Origin of the sequence: Thioalkalivibrio sp. ALE21, from assembly GCF_003208255.1 — a bacterium.
Classification (GTDB): Bacteria; Pseudomonadota; Gammaproteobacteria; order Ectothiorhodospirales; family Ectothiorhodospiraceae; genus Thioalkalivibrio; species Thioalkalivibrio halophilus.
In genome coordinates, this window is the sequence record NZ_QKMA01000007.1 from 107,525 (window position 1) to 127,179 (window position 19,655).

The window sequence follows — 19,655 nt, forward strand, 5'->3', positions numbered from 1 at the left end:
GGGGAACCGCGGATGACACAGCGCGATCAGGCCTCCTTTCAGTCCTTCCATTATCGGCTTCTGCTGCTGGTGCTTGCCGCCATCGTGCTGCTGGGCGCGGTGCTGGCGACCGTCGCCTACCAGATGCTGGAGACCGAAACCCGCGAGGCCGTCCGTTCGGAGGTCGCCTCCACCTCCGATTCCACTGCCCTGTACGTTTCTCACTGGTTCACGTCCAATGCGCGCCTGATCCGGGGGCTCGCCGGCGAGATCCCGCAGGGGCGGGATCCGCGTCCCGTCCTGCAGCAGTTCGAACGCATGGGCGAGGTGGATCTGACCTACATCGGGGATCAGCAGGGCGGCATGATCATGTCCGACCCCGAGGCCACGCTGCCGGACGATTTCGATCCGCGCACCCGCCCCTGGTACCAGGGGGCGGTGGAAGCGGATGATCTCTACATCACCGCGCCTTTCGAGGATGCCGCCCAGGACCGGCTGATCATCTCCATGGGCATGCCGGTGTATCGCGATACCGGAGGGCTTTACGGGGTCGCCGCGGGGGACATCGGTCTGCAGGAAGTGACGCGAAGCGTGACCGGTCTGGATCTGCGCTGGGACGGCGAGATCGTGCTGGTAGACGAGGATGGCATGGTGGTGGCCCATCCGGACTCCTCGCGGGTTCTCCGCCCGCTGGTCGACAGCATCGACGAAGGCAGCGGCTTCGATCCGCTGGATCCCGATCGCGAGGGCGAGCTCCGGGAGGTGACGGTTGACGGAGAGCAGCGCCTGCTGCACGTCACCCGGATCCCCGGAACCGACTGGCATCAGGTGCTCAGTCTGGATCGGGCGGCGGTCACCGAGCCCCTGCGCAATCTGCTGATCCAGTTCGCGGCCTGGACCGTGCTGGTGGTCCTGATCGTGGGCGGGGTCACCACGCTGATCCTGAATCGTCTGGTGCGGGTGCGTCGTGATCTCGAGGCCGAGATGCGTCGCGCCCGCGAGCAGGCGGAAAGCGCGACGCGTGCCAAGAGCGAGTTTCTTGCCAATATGAGCCACGAGATCCGCACCCCGATGAACGCGATCATCGGCATGAGCCATCTGGCACGGCGGACCGAGCTGACCCCGCGCCAGCGCGGGTACATGGACAAGATCGACAACGCCGCCCAGCGCCTGCTCGGCCTGATCAACGACATCCTCGACTTTTCCAAGATCGAGGCCGGCAAGCTCGAACTGGAAGATGCTCCGTTCCACCTCGATTCCGTGCTCAACGGGGTCACCGACGTGGTCGGCCACCGGGCCGAGGAGAAGGGACTGGAACTGGTGCACCACGTCGCGCCGGGTACACCGCGCCTGCTGCGAGGGGATGCCCTCCGGCTGGGGCAGATTCTGACCAATCTCGCCGGCAATGCGGTCAAGTTCACCGAGCAGGGCGAGGTTGTGGTGCATGTCTCGGCCGAGGCGATCGACGACGGCTATGCCACCCTGCGCTTCTCGGTGCGCGACACAGGACCGGGGATGTCCGAGGAGGAGGCCCGCAGGCTGTTCCGTTCTTTCACGCAGCTGGACAGCTCGGTGACCCGGCGCCAGGAAGGCACCGGGCTCGGGCTGGCGATCAGCAAGCAGCTGGTGGAAATGATGCACGGCGACATCGGGGTGGAAAGCACGCCCGGCGAGGGGGCGACATTCAGCTTTACCGCACGTCTGGGCGTGGAGACGGAGCAGGTACAGCCCGCGCGTCCGGTCGTGTCCCGATCACTGCGCGGGCGCCGGGTGCTGGTGGTCGATGACTCGGACGCGGCCCGGGAAACCCTGGCCGCGATGCTGAGCGATCTGGGAATCGAGGCGGATACGGCGCCCTCCGGCCCGGATGCCCTGGGCATGCTGGACCGGGCGGTGGAAAAGGGCGTGCATTACGATATGGTGCTGACCGACTGGCGCATGCCGGGGATGGATGGTCTGGAGGTGGCGCAGAACATCAATGCCGAACGCAAGCGACAGGTCCCTTCGGTTCTGATGGTGACCGGGTTCAGCCGCGATGAAATCCTGCAGAAGGCGGAAGAGACCGTGGATGGTCTCCTGCTCAAGCCGGTGACCGAATCCACGCTGCACGACACCCTGGTCGAACTCCTGAATGCGGATGATGAAGGCGACCGGGTGCGCGAAGCGGCCCCCGGCATGACGGCCGACACGCCGCGCCTGGACGGCTGCCGCATCCTGCTGGCGGAGGACAACGCCATCAATCGGGATCTGGCGGTGGAGCTCCTGGAGGATCTGGGCTGTGACGTCACCACGGTGGAGGACGGTCGCGAGGCGCTGGCGGCCGTTGAGGCCGCATCCTTCGACGCGGTGCTGATGGACATCCAGATGCCCGAAATGGACGGGCTGAGTGCCACGCGCGAGCTGCGGTGGGACGCGCGTTTCCGGGACCTTCCGGTGATCGCGATGACGGCCCATGCGATGGCCGGCGATCGCGAGAAGAGCCTGGAGGCGGGGATGAACGACCATGTCACCAAGCCGATCGACCCCGCTGCCCTGGCCCGGACACTTTCCGAGTGGATCGGATGCGTGCACCAGGGAGCCGCGTCCGGGGGGGCGGGCGATGACAGCACGGGCTCGCCAATGCCGTCTGCGACCACCGGTTCCGGTGCGTCGGGCGGCGACGGGCTGCCGCAGGAGCTGCCGCCGTTCGATCTCCCGGCGGCACTGGCGCGCTGCAACGGCAAGGCGTCGCTGCTGCGGCGCATGATCCTCAGCCTGGAGGAGCGTTACAGCGGGGTGGTCGAGGAATTGCGGTCGCTGCTGGAAACCGGCCACCGCGACGAGGCGCATCGACTGGCGCACTCGCTCAAGGGCGTCGCGGGTTCCCTGGAGTTGCGCGAAGTGCAGGCCTGCGCGCAGCGGATCGAGAATGAACTCGCGCAGGGAGACGAGGGCGCCGCGTTCGGGCGCCTTGCGGAGCTGGACGAGCACCTGGCGCCGGCACTGGAAGCGGCCCGTGGTCTGGTTGCCGACGGGGACGCGGAGGATGCCCCGGAGAGCGGTTCCGGGGACGGGCCCCTTCACGATATGGAGACCGGCCCCCTGCCCGAGGATGAGCTGCGCGAGCTGCGTGTGCTGATCGAAGGCAACAACCTGCGTGCCCGGGCGCATTTCCGCGAGCTGAGCGGACGGCTCCTCGGGCACGGCCAGGACGCCCTCGTGCGGGAACTGGGGTCCCGCATTGAACAACTGGATTTCGAACAGGCGCTGGTGGCGGTGGACCGGCTGCTGAGGGAAAGTGGAGAAGGCTTATGAACAGTGACCATCGGGCACGTATCCTCGTGGTGGATGACGAGCCTGCCAACATCGAGTTGCTGGCCGGGATCTTCGAGGACGAACACGAGGTGCTGTTCGCCACGAACGGGAAACGCGCGCTGGATCTTGCCGCCTCGGCGCGTCCGGACGTGATCCTGCTCGACGTGATGATGCCGGGAACGGACGGTTTTCAGGTCTGTGAATGGCTGAAGTCCGAGCGCGCGACGGCGAACGTCCCGGTGATCTTCATTACCGGGGTGGGAGATACCGAGGGCGAGGCCCGGGGTCTGGAACTGGGCGCGGTCGACTACGTGAACAAGCCCATCAATCCGCCGGTGGTCCGGTTGCGGGTGCAGCATCAGATCGAGCTCAAGCGCGCCCGCGATCAACTGACCCGCATGGCGGTGACCGACGGGCTGACCGGGCTGGCCAACCGGCGCCAGTTCGAGGAGACCCTGGAACGCGAGAATGCACGGCTCGCGCGGACCCAGGGCGAACTCTCGGTGATCCTCATGGATATCGACTATTTCAAGCCCTTCAACGACACGCTCGGGCATGTGCGGGGGGATGACTGTCTGCGCGAAGTGTCGCGGGTGCTGGACGAGACCATCTCGCGTCCCGCCGACCTGGCCGCACGTTACGGGGGGGAGGAGTTCGGCTGCATCCTGCCGGAAACCGCGCTGGAGGATGCCGCGGCAGTGGCCGAGCGGGTGCGGGAGGCGATCGTCGAACTCGGTGTCCCCCATCCGGCGTCCGAAGTGGCGGATCACGTGACCGCCAGCCTTGGCGTGGCCACGCTGCATTGCCAGCCGCGCCAGTCCGCCCTGCGGGTGGTGGCGCGGGCCGATGAGCAGCTCTACCGCGCCAAGGCGGAGGGACGGAACCGGGTCTGTGCTGCCGGCTCCGCGGAGCGCTGAGCAACGCAGCGCAAAATGGGGGCTTCCAGAAAGACCGTACTGATTGCCGGAGCCGGCCCTGTCGGGCTGGAAGCGGCCCTGTATGCCACGCGCCTGGGCTATCGTGTGCTGCTGGCCGAGCGTTCCCGCGCGGTCGCTCCCGCGTTGCGCGACTGGGCCGGGATACGGATGTTCACCTCCTGGCAACAGTGCACCTCGCCGCTGGGGCGTGACGCGTTGCGCGGGCAGGGACACGCTCTTCCCGATCCGGATGCTTTCCCGACCGCCGGCGAGTTTCGTCGCGAGTACTGCGAGCGGCTCGCCGGGGTGCTGGCACACCGGGATTGCGACCTTCTGCTCGAGACGCGAGTGCTGGCGGCAAGTCGCGACGGCATGCGGGCGAATACCGGCATTGGCGATCCGGAACGCGCCCGTCACCCGTTCCGCGTGCTGGTGGACGAGCAGGGACGTGAGCGCCAGCTGGAGGCCGATCTGCTGATCGACACCACCGGCGTGGCGGGACACCCACAGTGGCTGGGGCCCGGCGGGTTGCCGGCCTCGGGGGAGCGCGAGCTGGGCGGACGCATCCTGTACGGACCCCGGGCGCCGGAGGGCGAGGAGGGTCAAGCCCTGCCGCCCGCCGAATGCATCCTGGTGGCCGGCGGCGGAGCCGAGGCCGCGCTGGCGGTCGAACACTGGCTGGATCCGCCGACGGGCTCGCCGCCTGCGGAGCTGCTGTGGGCCTTCGAGGAACCGGCCCCCCTGCCGGCCGACTGGCCGCAGCGGGATCCGTTTCCCGAGCGCGGGGCTCGGTTCGCGCGGGTCCTGGACGCGACCGCCGGTGACCGTGGCGCACGGCGGCTGCCGCAGACGCAGGTGGTACGGCTGGAGCACGGCCCGGGCGTGCGTGGCGGGCTGGATGTGGAGCTCCGCGGACCCGACGGGACCCGGCGCATGAGCGTGGACCGGGTGCACGCGCTGACCGGCCATGTCCCGGACAACGCCTGGCTGGAACCGCTGCAGTTCCACGCCTGTTACGCCACCGGCGCGCCCATGGGGCTGGCTGCGGCCATGCTCGCGACCGTCGAGGATCCGCACGAGCTGTGGCACAGCCTCGGGGTGTCCACCGTGGGCAATCCCGAGCCGGGGCTTTTCGTGCTCGGGCGCAAGAGTTACGGACGCAGCCCCGGGTTCGTGCTGCCGGTCGGTCTGGGCCAGATCGTCGAGACCTTTCAGTCCATCACCGGGGACACGAGCCTGGATCTCTATGGCGACACCGTCCCGCGCCAGGGCAACCGTCCCGGCGGGGCCGCCATTGAGTCCGCGCAGCCGGTGACCTGCGATCTCCCGCCCGCAGCCACCGACACCGCCGGACCGGCCGGGCGTGATGCCGTGATCCCGGGCGACGGAGGAGAGGATGCCGCGGCCGACTATCATTTCCGGGTGATCGCCGAGAATCTCAAGGAGGTGGTGTTCCAGACGGATCTGGAGCATCGCATCACCTATCTGAGTCCGTCGTGGAGCGAAGTTACGGGCCTGGCGCGGGAGCCGTTCATCGGGCACAGCTGGATGGATCTGCTGCACCCGGAGGATCAGGGGTACGGTCGCAACCAGTGCGACGCCTTCGTGGGTGACCGGCTGGCCGAGTACAACGAGGAGTTGCGCGTGCTGACCAGCGAGGGTGCGGTGCGCTGGATGGACGTCACCGCGCGGGTGCTGCGGGATCGACAGGGTCGGGCGCGCGGGACGGTGGGCTCCATGCTGGATGTGACCCGCCGGCGCGAAAGCGAGGCCGAGCTGCGCGAGAGTCAGGAGCGCTTTCGCCTGATCAGCGATCTGGCGACTGACTGGATCTACTGGCTGACTCCCGAGTTCGAGTTCCGCTACTGCTCGCCTTCCTGTCAGGCGGTGACCGGCTACGGCGATGCCGAGTTCTACCGGAACCCCGACCTGTTGCGCGAGATCGTGCACGTGGAGGATCGCGAGGGGTTCGATCAGCATTTGTACGAGATCCACGAGAAGCATGTGGATGGCGCGTTTGATTTCCGCATCGTCACGCGCGCGGGCAAGGAACGCTGGCTGCGCCATCACTGCACCCCGGTGTATGCGGAAAGCGGGCTGTACATGGGACAGCGCGCGGCCAACTACGACATCACCGATCGTATCCGGGCCGAGGAGGCTCTGACCCGGGCCCGTGACGAGGCCGAGTCCGCCACCCGGGCCAAGAGCGAATTTCTCGCCAACATGAGTCACGAGATCCGTACGCCGATGAACGCGATCATCGGCATGACGCACCTGGCTCGGCGCACTGAGCTGACTCCAAAGCAGCGTGGCTATCTGGACCGTATTGACAGTGCTTCCCAGGCTCTGCTGGGACTGATCAACGACATCCTGGATTTCTCCAAGATTGAGGCCGGAAAGCTGGAGCTGGAGGAAAGCCCGTTCGCGCTGGAAGACGTGCTCCGCAACGTCTGGGACATCGTCGGTCTGAAGGCCGAGGACAAGGGGCTGGAGCTCGTGCACCGGGTGGATCCCGGTCTTCCGCATAACCTGACGGGGGACGCCCTGCGGCTCGGGCAGATCCTCACCAACCTGGTTGGCAACGCGGTGAAATTTACCGAGGAAGGCGAGGTGGTGGTGGGCGCGACCTGCGAACGCATGGAAGAGGACGAAGCCGTGCTGCGTTTCGAAGTGCGCGATACTGGCCCCGGCATGAGCCGGGAGGAGACCCGGCGGCTGTTCCAGTCCTTCACCCAGCTCGACGGCTCCGTGACCCGCCAGCAGGAGGGCACGGGCCTGGGTCTGGCGATCTCCAGGCAGCTGGTGGAGATGATGGGGGGCGAAATCGGTGTCGAGAGCGAGCCGGGACGGGGCAGTACCTTCCATTTCAGTGTGCGCCTGGGGCTGAATACGGCCGCCGGGGATCCGCACGAGACCCTGGGTGAACGGCTTACCGGCGCGGAGCTGGCCGGCCGCCGCGCGCTGGTGGTGGATGACAACGCCAGCGCGCGCGAGACGCTGGAGGAGATGTGCCGTTACCTCGGGATGGAGGTGGAGGTGGTGCCCTCCGGTGCTGCCGCACTGGCGCAGATCGATCAGGCACTGGAAGAGGGACGTCCCTACGATCTTGTGCTGACCGACTGGCGCATGCCGGGCGTCGACGGCATTGAAGTGGCGCAGCGCATCAAGGCCCACGAAGGGGCGCGAATGCCCGCGGTTCTGATGGTCACCGGCTTTGCCCGCGAGGAGGTTCTGGGGCGTGCGGAGCGCGCGGGGGTCGACGGCATCCTGCTCAAGCCGGTGAGCCAGTCCACCCTGCTGGATACCCTTTCGGGACTGTTTCACGTGCACCCGGAGGAGACCTCCCCGATGCCCGCGCCGGCGGAAAAGGGCAAACGGGAATCCGCGGACATGTCCGGGAGCCGGGTCCTGCTGGTGGAGGACAATGTCATCAACCGCGAGCTGGCGACCGAACTCCTGCAGGACCTGAGCTGCGAAGTGACCTGGGCGGAGGATGGGCGCGAGGGGGTGGAGAAGGCACGCAACGAGACGTTCGACCTGATCCTGATGGATATCCAGATGCCCCGGATGGACGGACTGACCGCGACCCGGCGCATCCGCGCACGCCCCGATCTGGCCGAGATTCCGATCATCGCCATGACCGCCCACGCGATGGAGGGCGACCGCGAGCGCAGCCTGGAGGCGGGCATGAACGACCACGTGACCAAGCCCATCGATCCGCAGGTGCTGGAGGAAACGCTCGGCCGCTGGATGAACAACGTCCCGGGGGCGGGTGACTCGCAGGCATGCGAGGCCGGCGCGGACGCCATGCAGGCGGCGCCGGAGCCCGCGCCCGAGCCCGATCTGCCGGAGTCGCTGCCACCGTTCGACCTTCCGGCCGCGCTGGCTCGTTGTGGTGGCAAGCCGGCCCTGCTGCGCAAGATGCTGGCCGGTCTGGAGCGGGATTACAGCGACGCCGGCCGGCGTCTGCGGGAGCGGCTCGAGCAGGATCGCGCGGAAGACGCACAACGCCTGGCGCATTCCCTCAAGGGGGTGGCCGCGGCACTGGAGGCCGCCGAATTGCGCACGGCCGCGGAGGCGGTGGAACTGGCCCTGCGTGACGGCGACCCGGAAACGCAGGAGCTGGAGACGCGTCTGCAGTCCCTGGAAACCGCCCTGGCCGAGGCGACGGCAGCGGTGGCCGGACTGGGCGGGGTGGCGCACGGGGGTGACCGGGAGAACCCGAGTCCGGCTTCGGCGGAGCCCTGCGGGCCGTTCCCGCACGAGGCGCTGCGCGCCCTGCGCGAACGCGTGGCACAGAATCAGCTGGGTGCGCGCCGCGAGTTCGACGGGCTGCGGCCGCAGCTCGAGGGGCGCGGTCTCGATCCGGAGGTGCAGGCGATCGCCGAGGGGCTGGAGAGCCTGGACTTCGACGCCGCCCTGACGGCACTGGACCGGCTGCTGGACGGCATGCGGGAATGACCCGGGTCCGGCGGTTCAGACGCGGGTGAACAGCGGGAGTTCGTGGCGCCGGGCGTTGGCAGCCAGGAAGCGGCCGCGCCCGGGTTGCTCGGCCTCGAGCGCTTCCAGATACTGCGACGCCTCGCCCGCCACCGTCGCCAGGAACACCTCCAGTTCGCGCGGGTCCACCCGCGGCGCACCGAAGGCACCACCGCTTTCCGTCGGGTGCCAGAACAGCCGCGGCTGCCAGTTGCAGCCCTGAATGCGCGGGTCCTCGAACAGGGCCTGCACGCGTCGCAGCAGTTGCGGGTCGTGGTCGGCGCTTACGTTCATCCGGCCTGTCCGTAGCGGCGTTCGATGTAGGCCTCGACGCGGGCCTGGAAGTCCTCGGCGATATGTTCGCCCTTGAGGGTCACGGTCTTCTCGCCGTCCTCGTAGACCGGCGCGACCGGCTGCTCCCCGGTGCCGGGCAGGGAGATGCCGATGTCGGCATGCTTGCTCTCGCCGGGGCCGTTGACCACGCAGCCCATCACCGCGACGGTCATCTCTTCCACTCCGGGGTAATGCTGTTTCCAGGTCGGCATCTGCTGGCGGATATAACTCTGGATGTCCTGCGCCAGGTGCTGGAAGTACTCGCTGGAGGTGCGGCCGCAGCCGGGGCAGGCCACCACCGAGGGCAGGAAGCTGCGCAGCCCCATGCTCTGCAGGATCTCCTGCGCCACCGTGACCTCCTGCGTGCGGTCCCCGCCGGGTTCCGGGGTCAGCGAGATGCGGATGGTGTCGCCGATGCCCTGCTGCAGCAGGACGGACAGCGCGGCGGTGGAGGCGACGATCCCCCTGGCCCCCATGCCGGCCTCGGTCAGGCCCAGGTGCAACGGGTAGTCGCAGCGCGCGGCCAGGTCCTGGTAGACCCGGATCAGTGGCTGCACGCCGCTGACCTTGGCCGACAGGATGATGCGGTCATGCGGCAGGCCGATGCGTTCGGCCTCGGCCGCGCTCTCCAGCGCCGAGGTGATCAGCGCCTGCTCCATCACCGCCTGGGGTTCCAGCGGCTCCGGCTGCTGCGCGTTTTCGTCCATCATGCGCGCCAGCAGTTCCTGATCCAGGCTGCCCCAGTTCACGCCGATGCGTACCGGCCGGTCGAAGCGGATGGCGGTCTCGATCATCGCCTGGTACTGCGCGTCGCGCTTCGAGCCGCGACCGACGTTGCCCGGATTGATGCGCAGCTTGGCCAGGGCCTCGGCGCACTCGGGATATTCGGTCAGCAGCTTGTGGCCGTTGAAGTGGAAGTCCCCCACCAGCGGCACGCCCAGGCCCATCGCGTCGAGCCGCTCGCGGATCTCCGGCACCGCCTTCGCGGCATCGGCCGAGTTGACCGTGATGCGCACGATCTCGGAGCCGGCGCGCGCCAGTTCGGCCACCTGGACCGCGGTGCGCAGGGCGTCGGCGGTGTCGGTGTTGGTCATCGACTGGACCACCACGGGATGCTCGCCGCCCACGGTCACGGGACCAACGCGGACGGGGACGGTGCGGTGCCGGACGGGAGGCGTGCTCATGGTCGTGTACTCGCGTGCTGAGTCGGGCCGGAACGGGGCCGAGTCTAACGCAGTCGCGCGGGCCTGCCGAGCCGCCGCAGGCCGCGCGGGTGATTGCGCGGCGGTGACGCCCGTTACAGGCCCAGCACCGCCACGGCTACGCCGAAATAGATCAGGATCCCGCCGATGTCGACCACCGAGGTGATCAGCGGCGCGCTGGCCACCGCCGGGTCCAGCCGCAGGGCGGTCAGGGCGAACGGCAGGAGCATGCCGAACATCGCGCCGAACACCACCACCAGGAACATGCCCAGGGCGATGGCGTTGGCGACCTCCAGCGAGCCCAGCCAGTTGCCGGAGAGCCAGATGGCGGCCGCCAGGGTTACGCCCAGCGCGGTCGAGACCAGCAGTTCCTTGCCGCCCAGGCGCCAGGCGTCGCGCAATCGGACATCGTTGACCGCCAGCGAGCGTACCACCAGGGTCGCCGCCTGCGAGCCGGTATTGCCGCCGGTGGCGATCACCATCGGCAGGAAGAAGACCAGGGCGACTACCGCCTCGATGGCCGCCTCGTAGCGGGCGATCGCCAGCCCGGCGAAGATGTTGACCACCACCAGGATCAGCAGCCAGCCGATGCGCTTGCGGTACAGCAGGCCCATGCTGGCGTCGCGCAGCGACAGCACCACGTCGCCCACCGCGGCCATGCGGTGGAAGTCCTCGGTGGTTTCCGCGCGCAGCACGTCCATGACGTCGTCGACGGTGATGATGCCCAGCATGTGGCCCTGGTCGTCGACCACCGGCAGCACGTTGAGGTCGTAGTGGCTGATGCGGTGGGCCGCCTCCTCGCGGTCCTCCTCGGCGGTGATGCTGGCCACGTCGGTGTGCATCAGGTCGGCAACCCGCGCGGAGGCGCGTGCCAGCAGCAGCTCCTTCAGCCGCACCCAGGCCAGCAGCTCGCCGGCCGCGGTGGTCACGAACACCGTGTTCACGGTCTCCGCCACCTCGTGGTGGGCGCGCAGATGCTCCATGGCCTCGCTCACCGTCCACTCGGGCTGCACCGTGACGTACTCCGGGGTCATCACGCGCCCGGCGCTTTCTTCCGGATAGGCCAGCAGCGAGCCCACGGCCTCCTGGCTCTCCGCCGGGAGGGTCTCCATCAGGGAGTCGGCATGCTCGTCGCCCAGGCCGTCGATCACCGCCACGGCGTCGTCCAGCGAAAGGGCGGCGACCAGGTCCGCGGCCTTCTGCTCGTCCAGCGCGGCCAGTACCCGGGACTGGTGATCGGACTCCAGGTGCGCGTACACCGGCGCGGCGCAGGCCGGTTCCAGACGCTGGAAGAAGGCGACCGTCTGATCCTCGGGCAGGGTCTCCAGCGCGTCCGACAGGTCGGGCGCCGCATGCGCGTTGCAGATCGCGTTCAGCGGCCCGTCGGAGCCCTGCTCCAGGGCGGTGCGCAGGGTGTCGGGGAGGTTGTCGATGTCGTGATCGGTCGGGCTCATGGCGGATTTCCCTCAGGCCGGCGTGGCGAGGCCGAGCATGGCCACGGCCAGCGAGAAATAGATGGCGATGCCGCCGAGGTCGGCGATGGCGGTGACCAGCGGTACGCTGGCGGTCGCGGGGTCGAGCTTGAGGCTGCGCAGGATTACCGGGAGCAGGATGCCGACCATGCTGGCGAAGGCCACGATCAGGGTCATGGCGATCGCCACCAGCACCGCGATCTCCATGCCGCCGCGCCACAGGCCCAGCAGCGATACCGCGATCCCCATGCTGACGCCGATGCCGGTGGCTACGCCCAGCTCCTTGGCCCACAGGCGCAGCCAGTCGCGCGTGGTGACTTCGCCGGTGGCCATCGCGCGCACCATCAGGGTGGAACTCTGCGCCCCGGCGTTACCGCCGGAGTCGATGATCAGCGGCAGGAAGAACACCAGCACCGCCACCGCTTCGATGGCCTCCTCGTACTGCGAGATCATCAAGGCGCCCAGGGTGTTGAACGCCACCAGCCCCAGCAGCCAGCCGACCCGCTTGCGATACAGCAGGAACGGACTGGCCTGGCGCGGACTCAGCGGGAGGTTGCCCACCGAACCCAGCTTGTGGAAATCCTCGGTGGACTCGGCCTCGATCACGTCCATGACGTCGTCCACCGTGACCACGCCCAGCAGCTCGCCGTTGTCGCCCACCACCGGCAGGCTCTCGATGTCGTAGTGCTGGATGCGCCGGGCGGCCTCGACGCGGTCGGCGTCCACCTGCACGGTGTAGGGCGATTCGTCGTCGATCAGGCTGCGCACGGGGCTGTCGGGCTCGGCGCGCAGGAACCGCCGGATGGGAATGGCGGCCAGCAGGGTGCGGTCATCGTCGACCACGAAGATCACGTTGTTGGAGTGTTCGTCACCGGTGCGCCGCACGTGGGCCAGTGCGCGCTTGAGCGTCCAGTCCGGGTCCACGGCTACCACCGACGGGGACATCACGCGGCCGACCGATTCCTCGGGGTAGTTGAGCTGCTTCAGCGCCCGGCGGATGGCCCGGAACGGGAGCAGACGCAGGTATTCGCGCAGACGCTCGGCATCCAGGGTCTGGAGCAGGGCGGTGAGGTCGTCGGTTTCCATCTCGGAGAGCAGAAACCGCGCATCCTCGCGCGAGGATGCATTCAGCAGTCGCAGCTGGAACGGGATGTCGAGATAGGCGAAGACGTCGGCCTTGCGCCCGGGATGCAGCCGGTTGAAGATCGGGGCCACGTCGTCCGAGGGCAACTCCATCAGCGCATGCGCGATGTCCTGGATGCGCATGTAGTCCAGCAGCTCGTCGAGGCTGTCGCGGTCGTCCAGGCGGACGAGTTCGCGCAGCTCGATGATGGACTGTTCGAGGTTGTGTTCCATGCCCTGCTCCCGGCGGTCGATTGCGGATCACCGGCACGCGCGGTGCGGTGATGACGAAGGACCGTCGTAATCGGATTTCCTGGACGGGGCAGATCGAAGGATCCGGCCGCCTCCCGGCGCTCTTGTGTCATGAGGCCCGGCGGAAGCGGCGGAGAAGGGTGCACAGTGCTTACGGCCGGGCGACGATAGATCGACAGCGTGTTCGGCGTTTCATCATGCGTTCCCTTGTGGCAGGTTCCCTCATTTTAACGGGTCTTCCGTTTCATTCAAGTGCTTGCACGCAATGCTTGCACCGGTTTGCCCGCTGGCGCGAACCTTTCCGGCCGTGCCCGGTCGCTTGTTCATGATGGAGCCATACATGTCTTCCCATCCCTCCCCGCCCGCCGCTCCGTCAAGGGAACCGGTCCTGACCGTGAGTTCACTGGCGTTCGCCTATCCGGGCACGCCGGACACGCCGGTGCTGCGCGGGGTGGACCTGACACTGGCGCCGAGGGAGCGGGTGGCGATCGTCGGCGAGAGCGGTTCCGGCAAGTCCACCTTGCTGCACCTGGCCGCGGGGCTGGAGCACCCGGGCGAGGGCGAGGTGCGGCTGGCGGGGGCCTCGCTCGGTGCCCTGGACGAGGCCGGCCGCACGCGTCTGCGCCGGCGTGTCGCGGGGATCGTGTTCCAGTCGTTCCATCTGATCCCCACTCTCGATGCGCGCGAGAACGTGATGCTGGCGCTGGAGCTGGCCGGGCTCCCCGATGACGTTCCGGGCCGCCGGGCGCGGGTGGCGGAGCGCCGCCGGCGTGCGGACGCCGCGCTGGCGGCGGTCGGTCTGGAAGGACTGGGCGGACGCCTGCCCGAAGCCCTCAGCGGCGGGGAACAGCAGCGCGTGGCCATCGCCCGCGCGCTGGTGCATCAACCGGCCCTGATCCTGGCCGACGAACCGACCGGCAACCTCGATTCGGTCACCGGCGAGTCGGTCTTCTCGCTGCTGCTGGAGCAGGTGGCCACGCATGACAGCGCCCTGCTGCTGGTGACCCACAGCGCGGAACTGGCCGGACGCCTCGACCGCATTTACACCATGCGCGACGGCCGCCTGGAGGGTGCCGCAAGGCCATGAATCTGGTGTGGCGGGCCTGGATGCGAGACTGGCGGCGCCGTCCCCTGCAGCGGGTACTGACCCTGCTGGGGGTGGTTATTGCGGTCGCCGTGGTGCTGGCCGTGGATCTGGCCAACCAGTCCGCGCAGCGGGCCTTCGACCGTTCCATGGAGACCGTGGCCGGTACCGCCACCCATCAGGTGCTGGGGCCGCCACAGGGATTCGCCGAGGCCGTGTATGCGGAGTTGCGCACCGCCGGCCAGCGGGAGACGGCGCCGGTGGTGGAGGGGGCCGCGCGGCTGGAAGATGGCCGCAGTATCTACCTGCTGGGCGTGGATCCGTTCGCCGAGGGGCCGTTCCGCGGCGCCGCCTCGGACATCGGCGCGGCACCCGTGCAGCGGCTGCTGACCGAGCCCGGGACGGTATTGCCGCCACGCCAGTGGTTCGCGGAGCAGGATGCGGCGGATGGCGACCGGGTCGAACTGCAGGCGGCCGGCGGGCGCCACGCGGTGCGGGTGCTCGCGGCCGACGGCGCCGGCCAGGACGACGGTCGGGTGTGGGTGACCGACATCGCCACCGCCCAGGTCCTGCTGGGCCGCGAGGGGCGCCTCGACCGCATCGACCTGCGGCTGGAGGACGCCGAGGCGCAACGGGCGATGGAACGCGCATTGGAGCGGGCCGCCGGGGCCGCGGGGGTGAACCCCGAGGAGCTGGAGATCGTCGCGTCCGGGGCACGCGATCAGGCCTCGCGCGAGCTGGCGCGGGCGTTTCGCATCAACCTGACGGCGATGAGTCTGCTGGCGCTGCTGATCGCGGCGTTTCTGGTCTACAACACCCAGACGTTTTCGGTGCTGCGCCGGCGCGAGCTCCTGTCCAGTCTGCGCCTGCTGGGAGTGGGACGCGGTCGGGTCGTCGCCGTGGTTTTGCTGGAGGCCGCGGTGGTCGGACTGATCGGGACGCTGCTGGGGGCGCTGGCCGGGATTGCCCTGGCGCAGGTGCTGGTTGCGCAGGTGGCGCAGACGGTCACCGATCATTTCTTCGCCGCAGCGGTCACCCGGGTGACACCCCGCCCGCTGGCACTGCTGGCCGTGCTGGTGCTGGGCGTGGGCGTGGCGCTGCTGGCCGCGCTGGCCCCGGCACTGGAAGCGGCCCGCCACGCGGGCCCCTCGGCGCAGGGGGCGGGGGGTGGCGAGTTGCGGGCGCGGCGGCGGGTGCAACGCGTCGCGGCGGCTTCCCTGATCCTGCTGGCGGCCGGGGCGCTGGTGCTGATCAGCGCACTCGGGGGCCTGCCGGGGGCGTTCTTCGGGCTGTTCCTGCTGATTGCCGGGTTCGTGCTGTTGCTGCCGTGGGCCCTGGCGTGGGTGCTGCGTGGTCTCGCCGTCGCCAGCGCCGGTCGGACCCTGACGCGGATCGGCTTGCGCAGCCTGGAACGCAGTCTCTCGCGCAGTGGTCCGGCCGTCTCGGCCCTGACCCTGGCTCTGGCCGCGACCATCGCAGTCTCCGTGATGGTGGGCAGTTTTCGCGGCAGCGTGGAACAGTGGTTGGGGCAGGCGCTGACCTCCGATCTCTATGTCACTCCGGTCGCGCCGGCCGCGGCACGGGATTCGGCGCGGCTGCCGCAGGACTGGGCCGGGCCGCTGTTGAGCGAATCCGGGGCCGAATCGCTGAGTACCGGTACCACGGTGGAGACCGGCAGCGACGCGGGTCGGGTCGAGCTGTTCGTGGTGCGGCCGCACCCCGACTGGCTGGAACACCTGCCGCTGCTGCAGGTGGATGGTCCCCGGGGCGGGCTGGCGGACCGTCTGGCCGCCGGCGAGGCCGTGCTGGTGACCGAGCCGTTCGCCGCGCACCATGGCCTGCAGGCCGGGGAGACCCTCGAGCTGATGGTGCCGGGCGGCCGCCGGTCATTCGCGGTGGCAGGGGTCTACCGGGACTATGGCTCGCCTCGGGGGCGGGTAATGATGCCCCATGCGGCGTACGCGCGTGACGGTCCGGCGCCGGACGGCGTGGGGTCCTTCGGGCTTGTCCTGCCATCGGGTGCGGATGCCGCCGCTGCGGCCGAACGCATCGAGGCGTGGCTGGCGGAGCGGGATCCGGCCGCGGTGGTAACGCGGCCCGACACTCTCGAGGAGGAATCCATGGCGATCTTCGACCGGACCTTCGCGGTCACCCACCTGCTGCGGATCATCACCCTCGTAGTAGCCTTCATCGCCATCCTCGGGGCATTGATGGCGCTGCAGATGGAGCGCGCCCGCGAGTTCGCGACGCTGCGCAGCCTAGGGCTGGAACCCCGGGGCGTGCGGGGCCTGGTGCTGCTGCAGGGCGGGGTGCTGGGGCTGTTCGCGGTGCTCGCGGCGATCCCCGGGGGGCTGGGGATGGGCTGGATCCTGATCGAGGTGATCAATCGTCAGGCCTTCGGCTGGGGCATGGACCTGCGCTGGCCGGGACGCGAGGTGGCCGGGACGGTGTTCATCGGTCTCGTGGCCGCCCTGCTGGCCTCGCTGTGGCCGGCCTGGCGCATGGCGCGGATGCGCCTGCTGCCGGCGTTGCGGGAGGTGGCTTGATGGCGGGAATGATGCGCCGAGGACTGGATGTGCTCCGGGAGGGCGCCCCGGGCGTGTTTCTGATGGCCCTGGTGGCGTGCACCGGGGAGCCCCCGGAGCCCGATGCCGGGGTCGACGGGAACGGCGGAGCGCTGCGGGTCGGCGATGCCCTGGGGGTGGAGGATGTCGAGGGCTTTCGTCGCGCCGACGGACCGCGGGCCTTCGAGTTTCCCCGGGATCACGGACCGCACCCGCGGTTTCGCAACGAGTGGTGGTATCTGACCGGCAATCTGGATGACCCCGACGGCGGACGCCATGGCTTTCACATCACCTTCTTCCGGGTGGCGCTGGCGCCGGAGCTGGAGGGCGACCCGGCGTTTCATGGGTCGAGCTGGGCCACGCCGCGGCTGTGGATGGCGCATGCTGCGATCCTCGACGTGGAGGGCGACTGGCACGGTTCGGAGGAGCGTTTCGCCCGGGATGCCGCCGGGCTGGCCGGGGCCAGCGAGCCGGCGGGTCGGGTGTGGCTGGAGGACTGGGAGCTGGCCGGCCTGGCAGGCGACACCTGGGACCTGCGGTTCACGGTGGACGGGCGCGAGCTGGAACTGGAGCTGGACCCGGAGCGCGCCCCGGTGCTGCAGGGCGAGGCAGGTCTGAGCCAGAAGGGGCCGGAGCCGGGCAATGCGTCTTACTACTACTCGGTCCCGCGGATCGCCGCGCGGGGTACCCTGCGCGACGCCAACGACGACGAAAGGTTGCTGTCGGGGCAGGCCTGGCTGGACCGCGAATGGAGCAGCGGCGCGCTGGCCGCGGGCCAGATCGGCTGGAACTGGTTTGCGCTGCAGTTCGACGACGGGACCGACCTCATGTACTACCAGCTGCGCCGCGAGGACGGCGCGCCCCACGAGCGGTCGAAGGGCCGCTGGATGCCGGCCGATGCCCCGGACCACGAGCTGCGCCCGGAGCATGTGGAGCTGGAGCCGCTGCGGCATGCGCGCATGCCCTCGGGGAACCGCTATCCGGTGGTCTGGGCGATGACGGTCACGCTGCCGGATGGCAACTCGCCCCGGCGTTTCCGCGTGGAGGCGGTGCGGGAATTTCAGGAAATGGATACGGTCATTCCCTACTGGGAAGGCGCGGTGGACATCCGTGACCAGGAGGGCGAGCTTCTGGGCCGCGGCTTCGTGGAACTGACCGGCTATGAACGCGAGGACGAGGAATGAACGGAATGACCGGTGGCAACGCGGATGCCCTGCGGGTGAAGGTCTGGGACTGGCCGACGCGGGTTTTTCACTGGGGGCTGCTGCTGTGTCTGGTGGGCCTGTGGTACACCAGCACCGAATTCATGCTGTTCCGGTGGCACAAGTGGCTGGGTTACACCGTGCTGGGGCTGCTGCTGTTCCGCATCGTGTGGGGCTTTGTCGGCAGCGAGACGGCGCGTTTTCGCCACTGGCTGGCGGGGCCGGTGACGGTCGCGCGTTACGTGTGGGGCCGACTGCGCGGGACGGCACCCGAATACCTCGGCCACAACCCGCTGGGTGGCTGGGCGGTCCTGCTGATGCTGGTGCTGCTGCTGGTGCAGGCGGTCACCGGGCTGTTCGCCAATGACGACATCTTCAACCAGGGGCCGCTGGCCGATTCCGTCAGCCGTGACGTCGAACGTACGATGACGCGGCTGCACAACTGGAACTTCGATCTGTTGCTGATCGTGATCGGCGTCCACGTACTGGCCGTGTTCACCTACCAGTTCATCCTGCGGATCCGCCTGATTGGGGCGATGATCACCGGCTACAAGCGCGGAGCCTGGTCGGACCACCCGCATATCGCGAATCCCTGGTTCGGGCTGGTGCTGGCGCTGATGGTGGCCGCACTGGTGTTCGGGGTCGGCTCCGTCTGGGGGTAACTGGCTGTGGGGAGCTTGCTTGCAAGCGAACGGGCTGCTGCCGGGCCTGACCGCTGCCGCGGCGCTTTGAGCTGGCGCTGCGGAGTCGGCGGCTTTGGCTGCCGCCGGGGGTGTTGCGCTCTCTCGCGAGCGCGCCGCGAGGTCCTTTCTTGTGTGAACAAGAAAGGACCCAAAGAAGTCACCCCGACTGCCGCATCCCGGTCCGCTGACGCGGCCCGGGATGCCCTCGCTCCGAGGCCGGTCGCGGGCGGCGCTGAACTCGCGAAGCTGCGCTTCGCTCAGACAAGCAGCGCCTTTTCTCCCGCGCCCGACCTCTGCGCTCGGTGCGGCAAACGGGGCCGCAGGACGACCGCCCGTTCCTTTTCCGCCAGGCGGGCAGGCCGGGGGTTGTGAACGCCCCGGCCGAGACCAGGACCGTTGGCAACCGATTGTGCCGGATCGGCGAGAGGGCTCGCCTCCCACCGTGTTGAAGCCTGCCCCCCGCAGGAGGCCGGCCCTCCGGCCGATCGGGGGCCGGATGCCGTGTCGCATGGGAAGATGTCGCCCCCAAAGGACACCACGAGCCTTCGGTTCGCTTGCAAGCAAGCTCCCACAGTCACTGTTGCATACCCGGCACCGGGAGGGTGCCCGGGTAGGGCCATGGGCATGCCCTGCCGAGCCACATGATCTTCTTCCATCAGGGTTTCGGGGTGGAGCCTCTGCCCACACGCGATTCCTTTGTAAGGATGGACGGGAATGAGCTCTGCGAAGGGCCCGTACCAAAGCTTGAATCCGTTGGTGCACCGGACCGCCGCTGCATCAGGAACCGGGGAATGCACGATTCGGGCGCCCCACGATCAGCCGGGCCGGGACCGGGGCACCAATGGCCGGAGCGCCTCCGGTTTACCCCCTCCCGTTGCGAGCCCCTTGCGGAGGGTGCCTCGCGCCGGAAACAAGGCGCCGGATGTCTGAGCGAAGCGTAGCTTCGCGAGTTCGGCGCCGCCGGCGCGAGGCGCCCGGAGCAAGGTTCCCGGGCGAGCTCCGGGTGCCCTTCTTTGGGTCCTTTCTTGGGCAAGCAAGAAAGGACCTCGCGGTGCGCTCGCGAGAGAGCGCA

Annotated in this window: 11 protein-coding genes; 7 read left to right on the top strand and 4 right to left on the bottom strand. The window is 69.0% G+C overall.

The window, feature by feature from the left end; genetic code table 11:
• The first annotated feature begins 12 nt into the window (after positions 1-12).
• The 3 genes from D893_RS08030 to D893_RS08040 are packed head-to-tail and all read left to right on the top strand — an operon-like array spanning position 13 to position 8,651.
• Entirely contained in the window at positions 13-3,273 is a 3,261-nt protein-coding gene (locus D893_RS08030) for a hybrid sensor histidine kinase/response regulator (protein WP_110619500.1), read from the top strand.
• Positions 3,270-4,190 carry a diguanylate cyclase gene (locus D893_RS08035; protein WP_110619501.1) on the top strand — a complete coding sequence of 307 codons (921 nt, stop codon included), beginning with the start codon at positions 3,270-3,272 and terminating at the stop codon, positions 4,188-4,190. Before D893_RS08030 ends, D893_RS08035 begins: the two co-directional genes overlap by 4 nt.
• Positions 4,191-4,205: 15 nt before the next feature.
• Complete coding sequence (locus D893_RS08040; RefSeq protein ID WP_110619502.1) at positions 4,206-8,651, top strand: response regulator; 4,446 nt, start codon at positions 4,206-4,208, stop codon at positions 8,649-8,651.
• A 15-nt stretch (positions 8,652-8,666) separates the two neighbouring features.
• On the opposite strand, the gene D893_RS08045 is transcribed toward D893_RS08040, so the two are convergent.
• The 4 genes from D893_RS08045 to mgtE (D893_RS08060) form a co-directional block, all read right to left on the bottom strand.
• Positions 8,667-8,963, bottom strand: coding sequence for a hypothetical protein (locus D893_RS08045; RefSeq protein WP_110619503.1), 297 nt, complete (start codon positions 8,961-8,963; stop codon positions 8,667-8,669).
• Positions 8,960-10,186: a flavodoxin-dependent (E)-4-hydroxy-3-methylbut-2-enyl-diphosphate synthase gene (gene ispG / locus D893_RS08050; protein WP_110619504.1), complete on the bottom strand. Its 1,227-nt coding sequence runs from the start codon at positions 10,184-10,186 to the stop codon at positions 8,960-8,962. The genes D893_RS08045 and ispG overlap by 4 nt, the downstream gene beginning before the upstream one ends.
• Positions 10,187-10,299: 113 nt before the next feature.
• Entirely contained in the window at positions 10,300-11,658 is a 1,359-nt protein-coding gene (gene mgtE / locus D893_RS08055; protein ID WP_110619505.1) for a magnesium transporter, read from the bottom strand.
• A 12-nt stretch (positions 11,659-11,670) separates the two neighbouring features.
• A complete protein-coding gene (gene mgtE, locus D893_RS08060; RefSeq protein ID WP_110619506.1) occupies positions 11,671-13,032 on the bottom strand; it encodes a magnesium transporter in 1,362 nt (453 codons plus the stop codon).
• A 358-nt stretch (positions 13,033-13,390) separates the two neighbouring features.
• On the opposite strand from mgtE (D893_RS08060), the gene D893_RS08065 reads away from it, so the two are divergent.
• Genes D893_RS08065 through D893_RS08080 form a run of 4 tightly spaced genes read left to right on the top strand, consistent with a single transcriptional unit; the run spans position 13,391 to position 18,562 of the window.
• Positions 13,391-14,137, top strand: coding sequence for an ABC transporter ATP-binding protein (locus D893_RS08065; protein WP_246863894.1), 747 nt, complete (start codon positions 13,391-13,393; stop codon positions 14,135-14,137).
• A complete protein-coding gene (locus tag D893_RS08070) occupies positions 14,134-16,680 on the top strand; it encodes an ABC transporter permease (protein WP_018946332.1) in 2,547 nt (848 codons plus the stop codon). Before D893_RS08065 ends, D893_RS08070 begins: the two co-directional genes overlap by 4 nt.
• On the top strand, positions 16,680-17,882 hold the full coding sequence (locus D893_RS08075; RefSeq protein WP_110619507.1) for a lipocalin-like domain-containing protein: 1,203 nt from the start codon (positions 16,680-16,682) through the stop codon (positions 17,880-17,882). The genes D893_RS08070 and D893_RS08075 overlap by 1 nt, the downstream gene beginning before the upstream one ends.
• A 5-nt stretch (positions 17,883-17,887) precedes the next feature.
• Positions 17,888-18,562, top strand: a complete 675-nt coding sequence (locus tag D893_RS08080; RefSeq protein WP_018946330.1) for a cytochrome b/b6 domain-containing protein — start codon at positions 17,888-17,890, stop codon at positions 18,560-18,562.
• The last annotated feature ends 1,093 nt before the right edge of the window (positions 18,563-19,655 follow it).

Excerpts from the sequence above, each read along its gene's own strand:
- D893_RS08030 (WP_110619500.1), top strand. The coding sequence starts at position 13 with ATGACACAGCGCGATCAGGCCTCCTTTCAGTCCTTCCATTATCGGCTT.
- D893_RS08035 (WP_110619501.1), top strand. The coding sequence starts at position 3,270 with ATGAACAGTGACCATCGGGCACGTATCCTCGTGGTGGATGACGAGCCT.
- D893_RS08040 (WP_110619502.1), top strand. The coding sequence starts at position 4,206 with ATGGGGGCTTCCAGAAAGACCGTACTGATTGCCGGAGCCGGCCCTGTC.
- D893_RS08045 (WP_110619503.1), bottom strand. The coding sequence starts at position 8,963 with ATGAACGTAAGCGCCGACCACGACCCGCAACTGCTGCGACGCGTGCAG.
- ispG (WP_110619504.1), bottom strand. The coding sequence starts at position 10,186 with ATGAGCACGCCTCCCGTCCGGCACCGCACCGTCCCCGTCCGCGTTGGT.
- mgtE (WP_110619505.1), bottom strand. The coding sequence starts at position 11,658 with ATGAGCCCGACCGATCACGACATCGACAACCTCCCCGACACCCTGCGC.
- mgtE (WP_110619506.1), bottom strand. The coding sequence starts at position 13,032 with ATGGAACACAACCTCGAACAGTCCATCATCGAGCTGCGCGAACTCGTC.
- D893_RS08065 (WP_246863894.1), top strand. The coding sequence starts at position 13,391 with ATGTCTTCCCATCCCTCCCCGCCCGCCGCTCCGTCAAGGGAACCGGTC.
- D893_RS08070 (WP_018946332.1), top strand. The coding sequence starts at position 14,134 with ATGAATCTGGTGTGGCGGGCCTGGATGCGAGACTGGCGGCGCCGTCCC.
- D893_RS08075 (WP_110619507.1), top strand. The coding sequence starts at position 16,680 with ATGGCGGGAATGATGCGCCGAGGACTGGATGTGCTCCGGGAGGGCGCC.
- D893_RS08080 (WP_018946330.1), top strand. The coding sequence starts at position 17,888 with ATGACCGGTGGCAACGCGGATGCCCTGCGGGTGAAGGTCTGGGACTGG.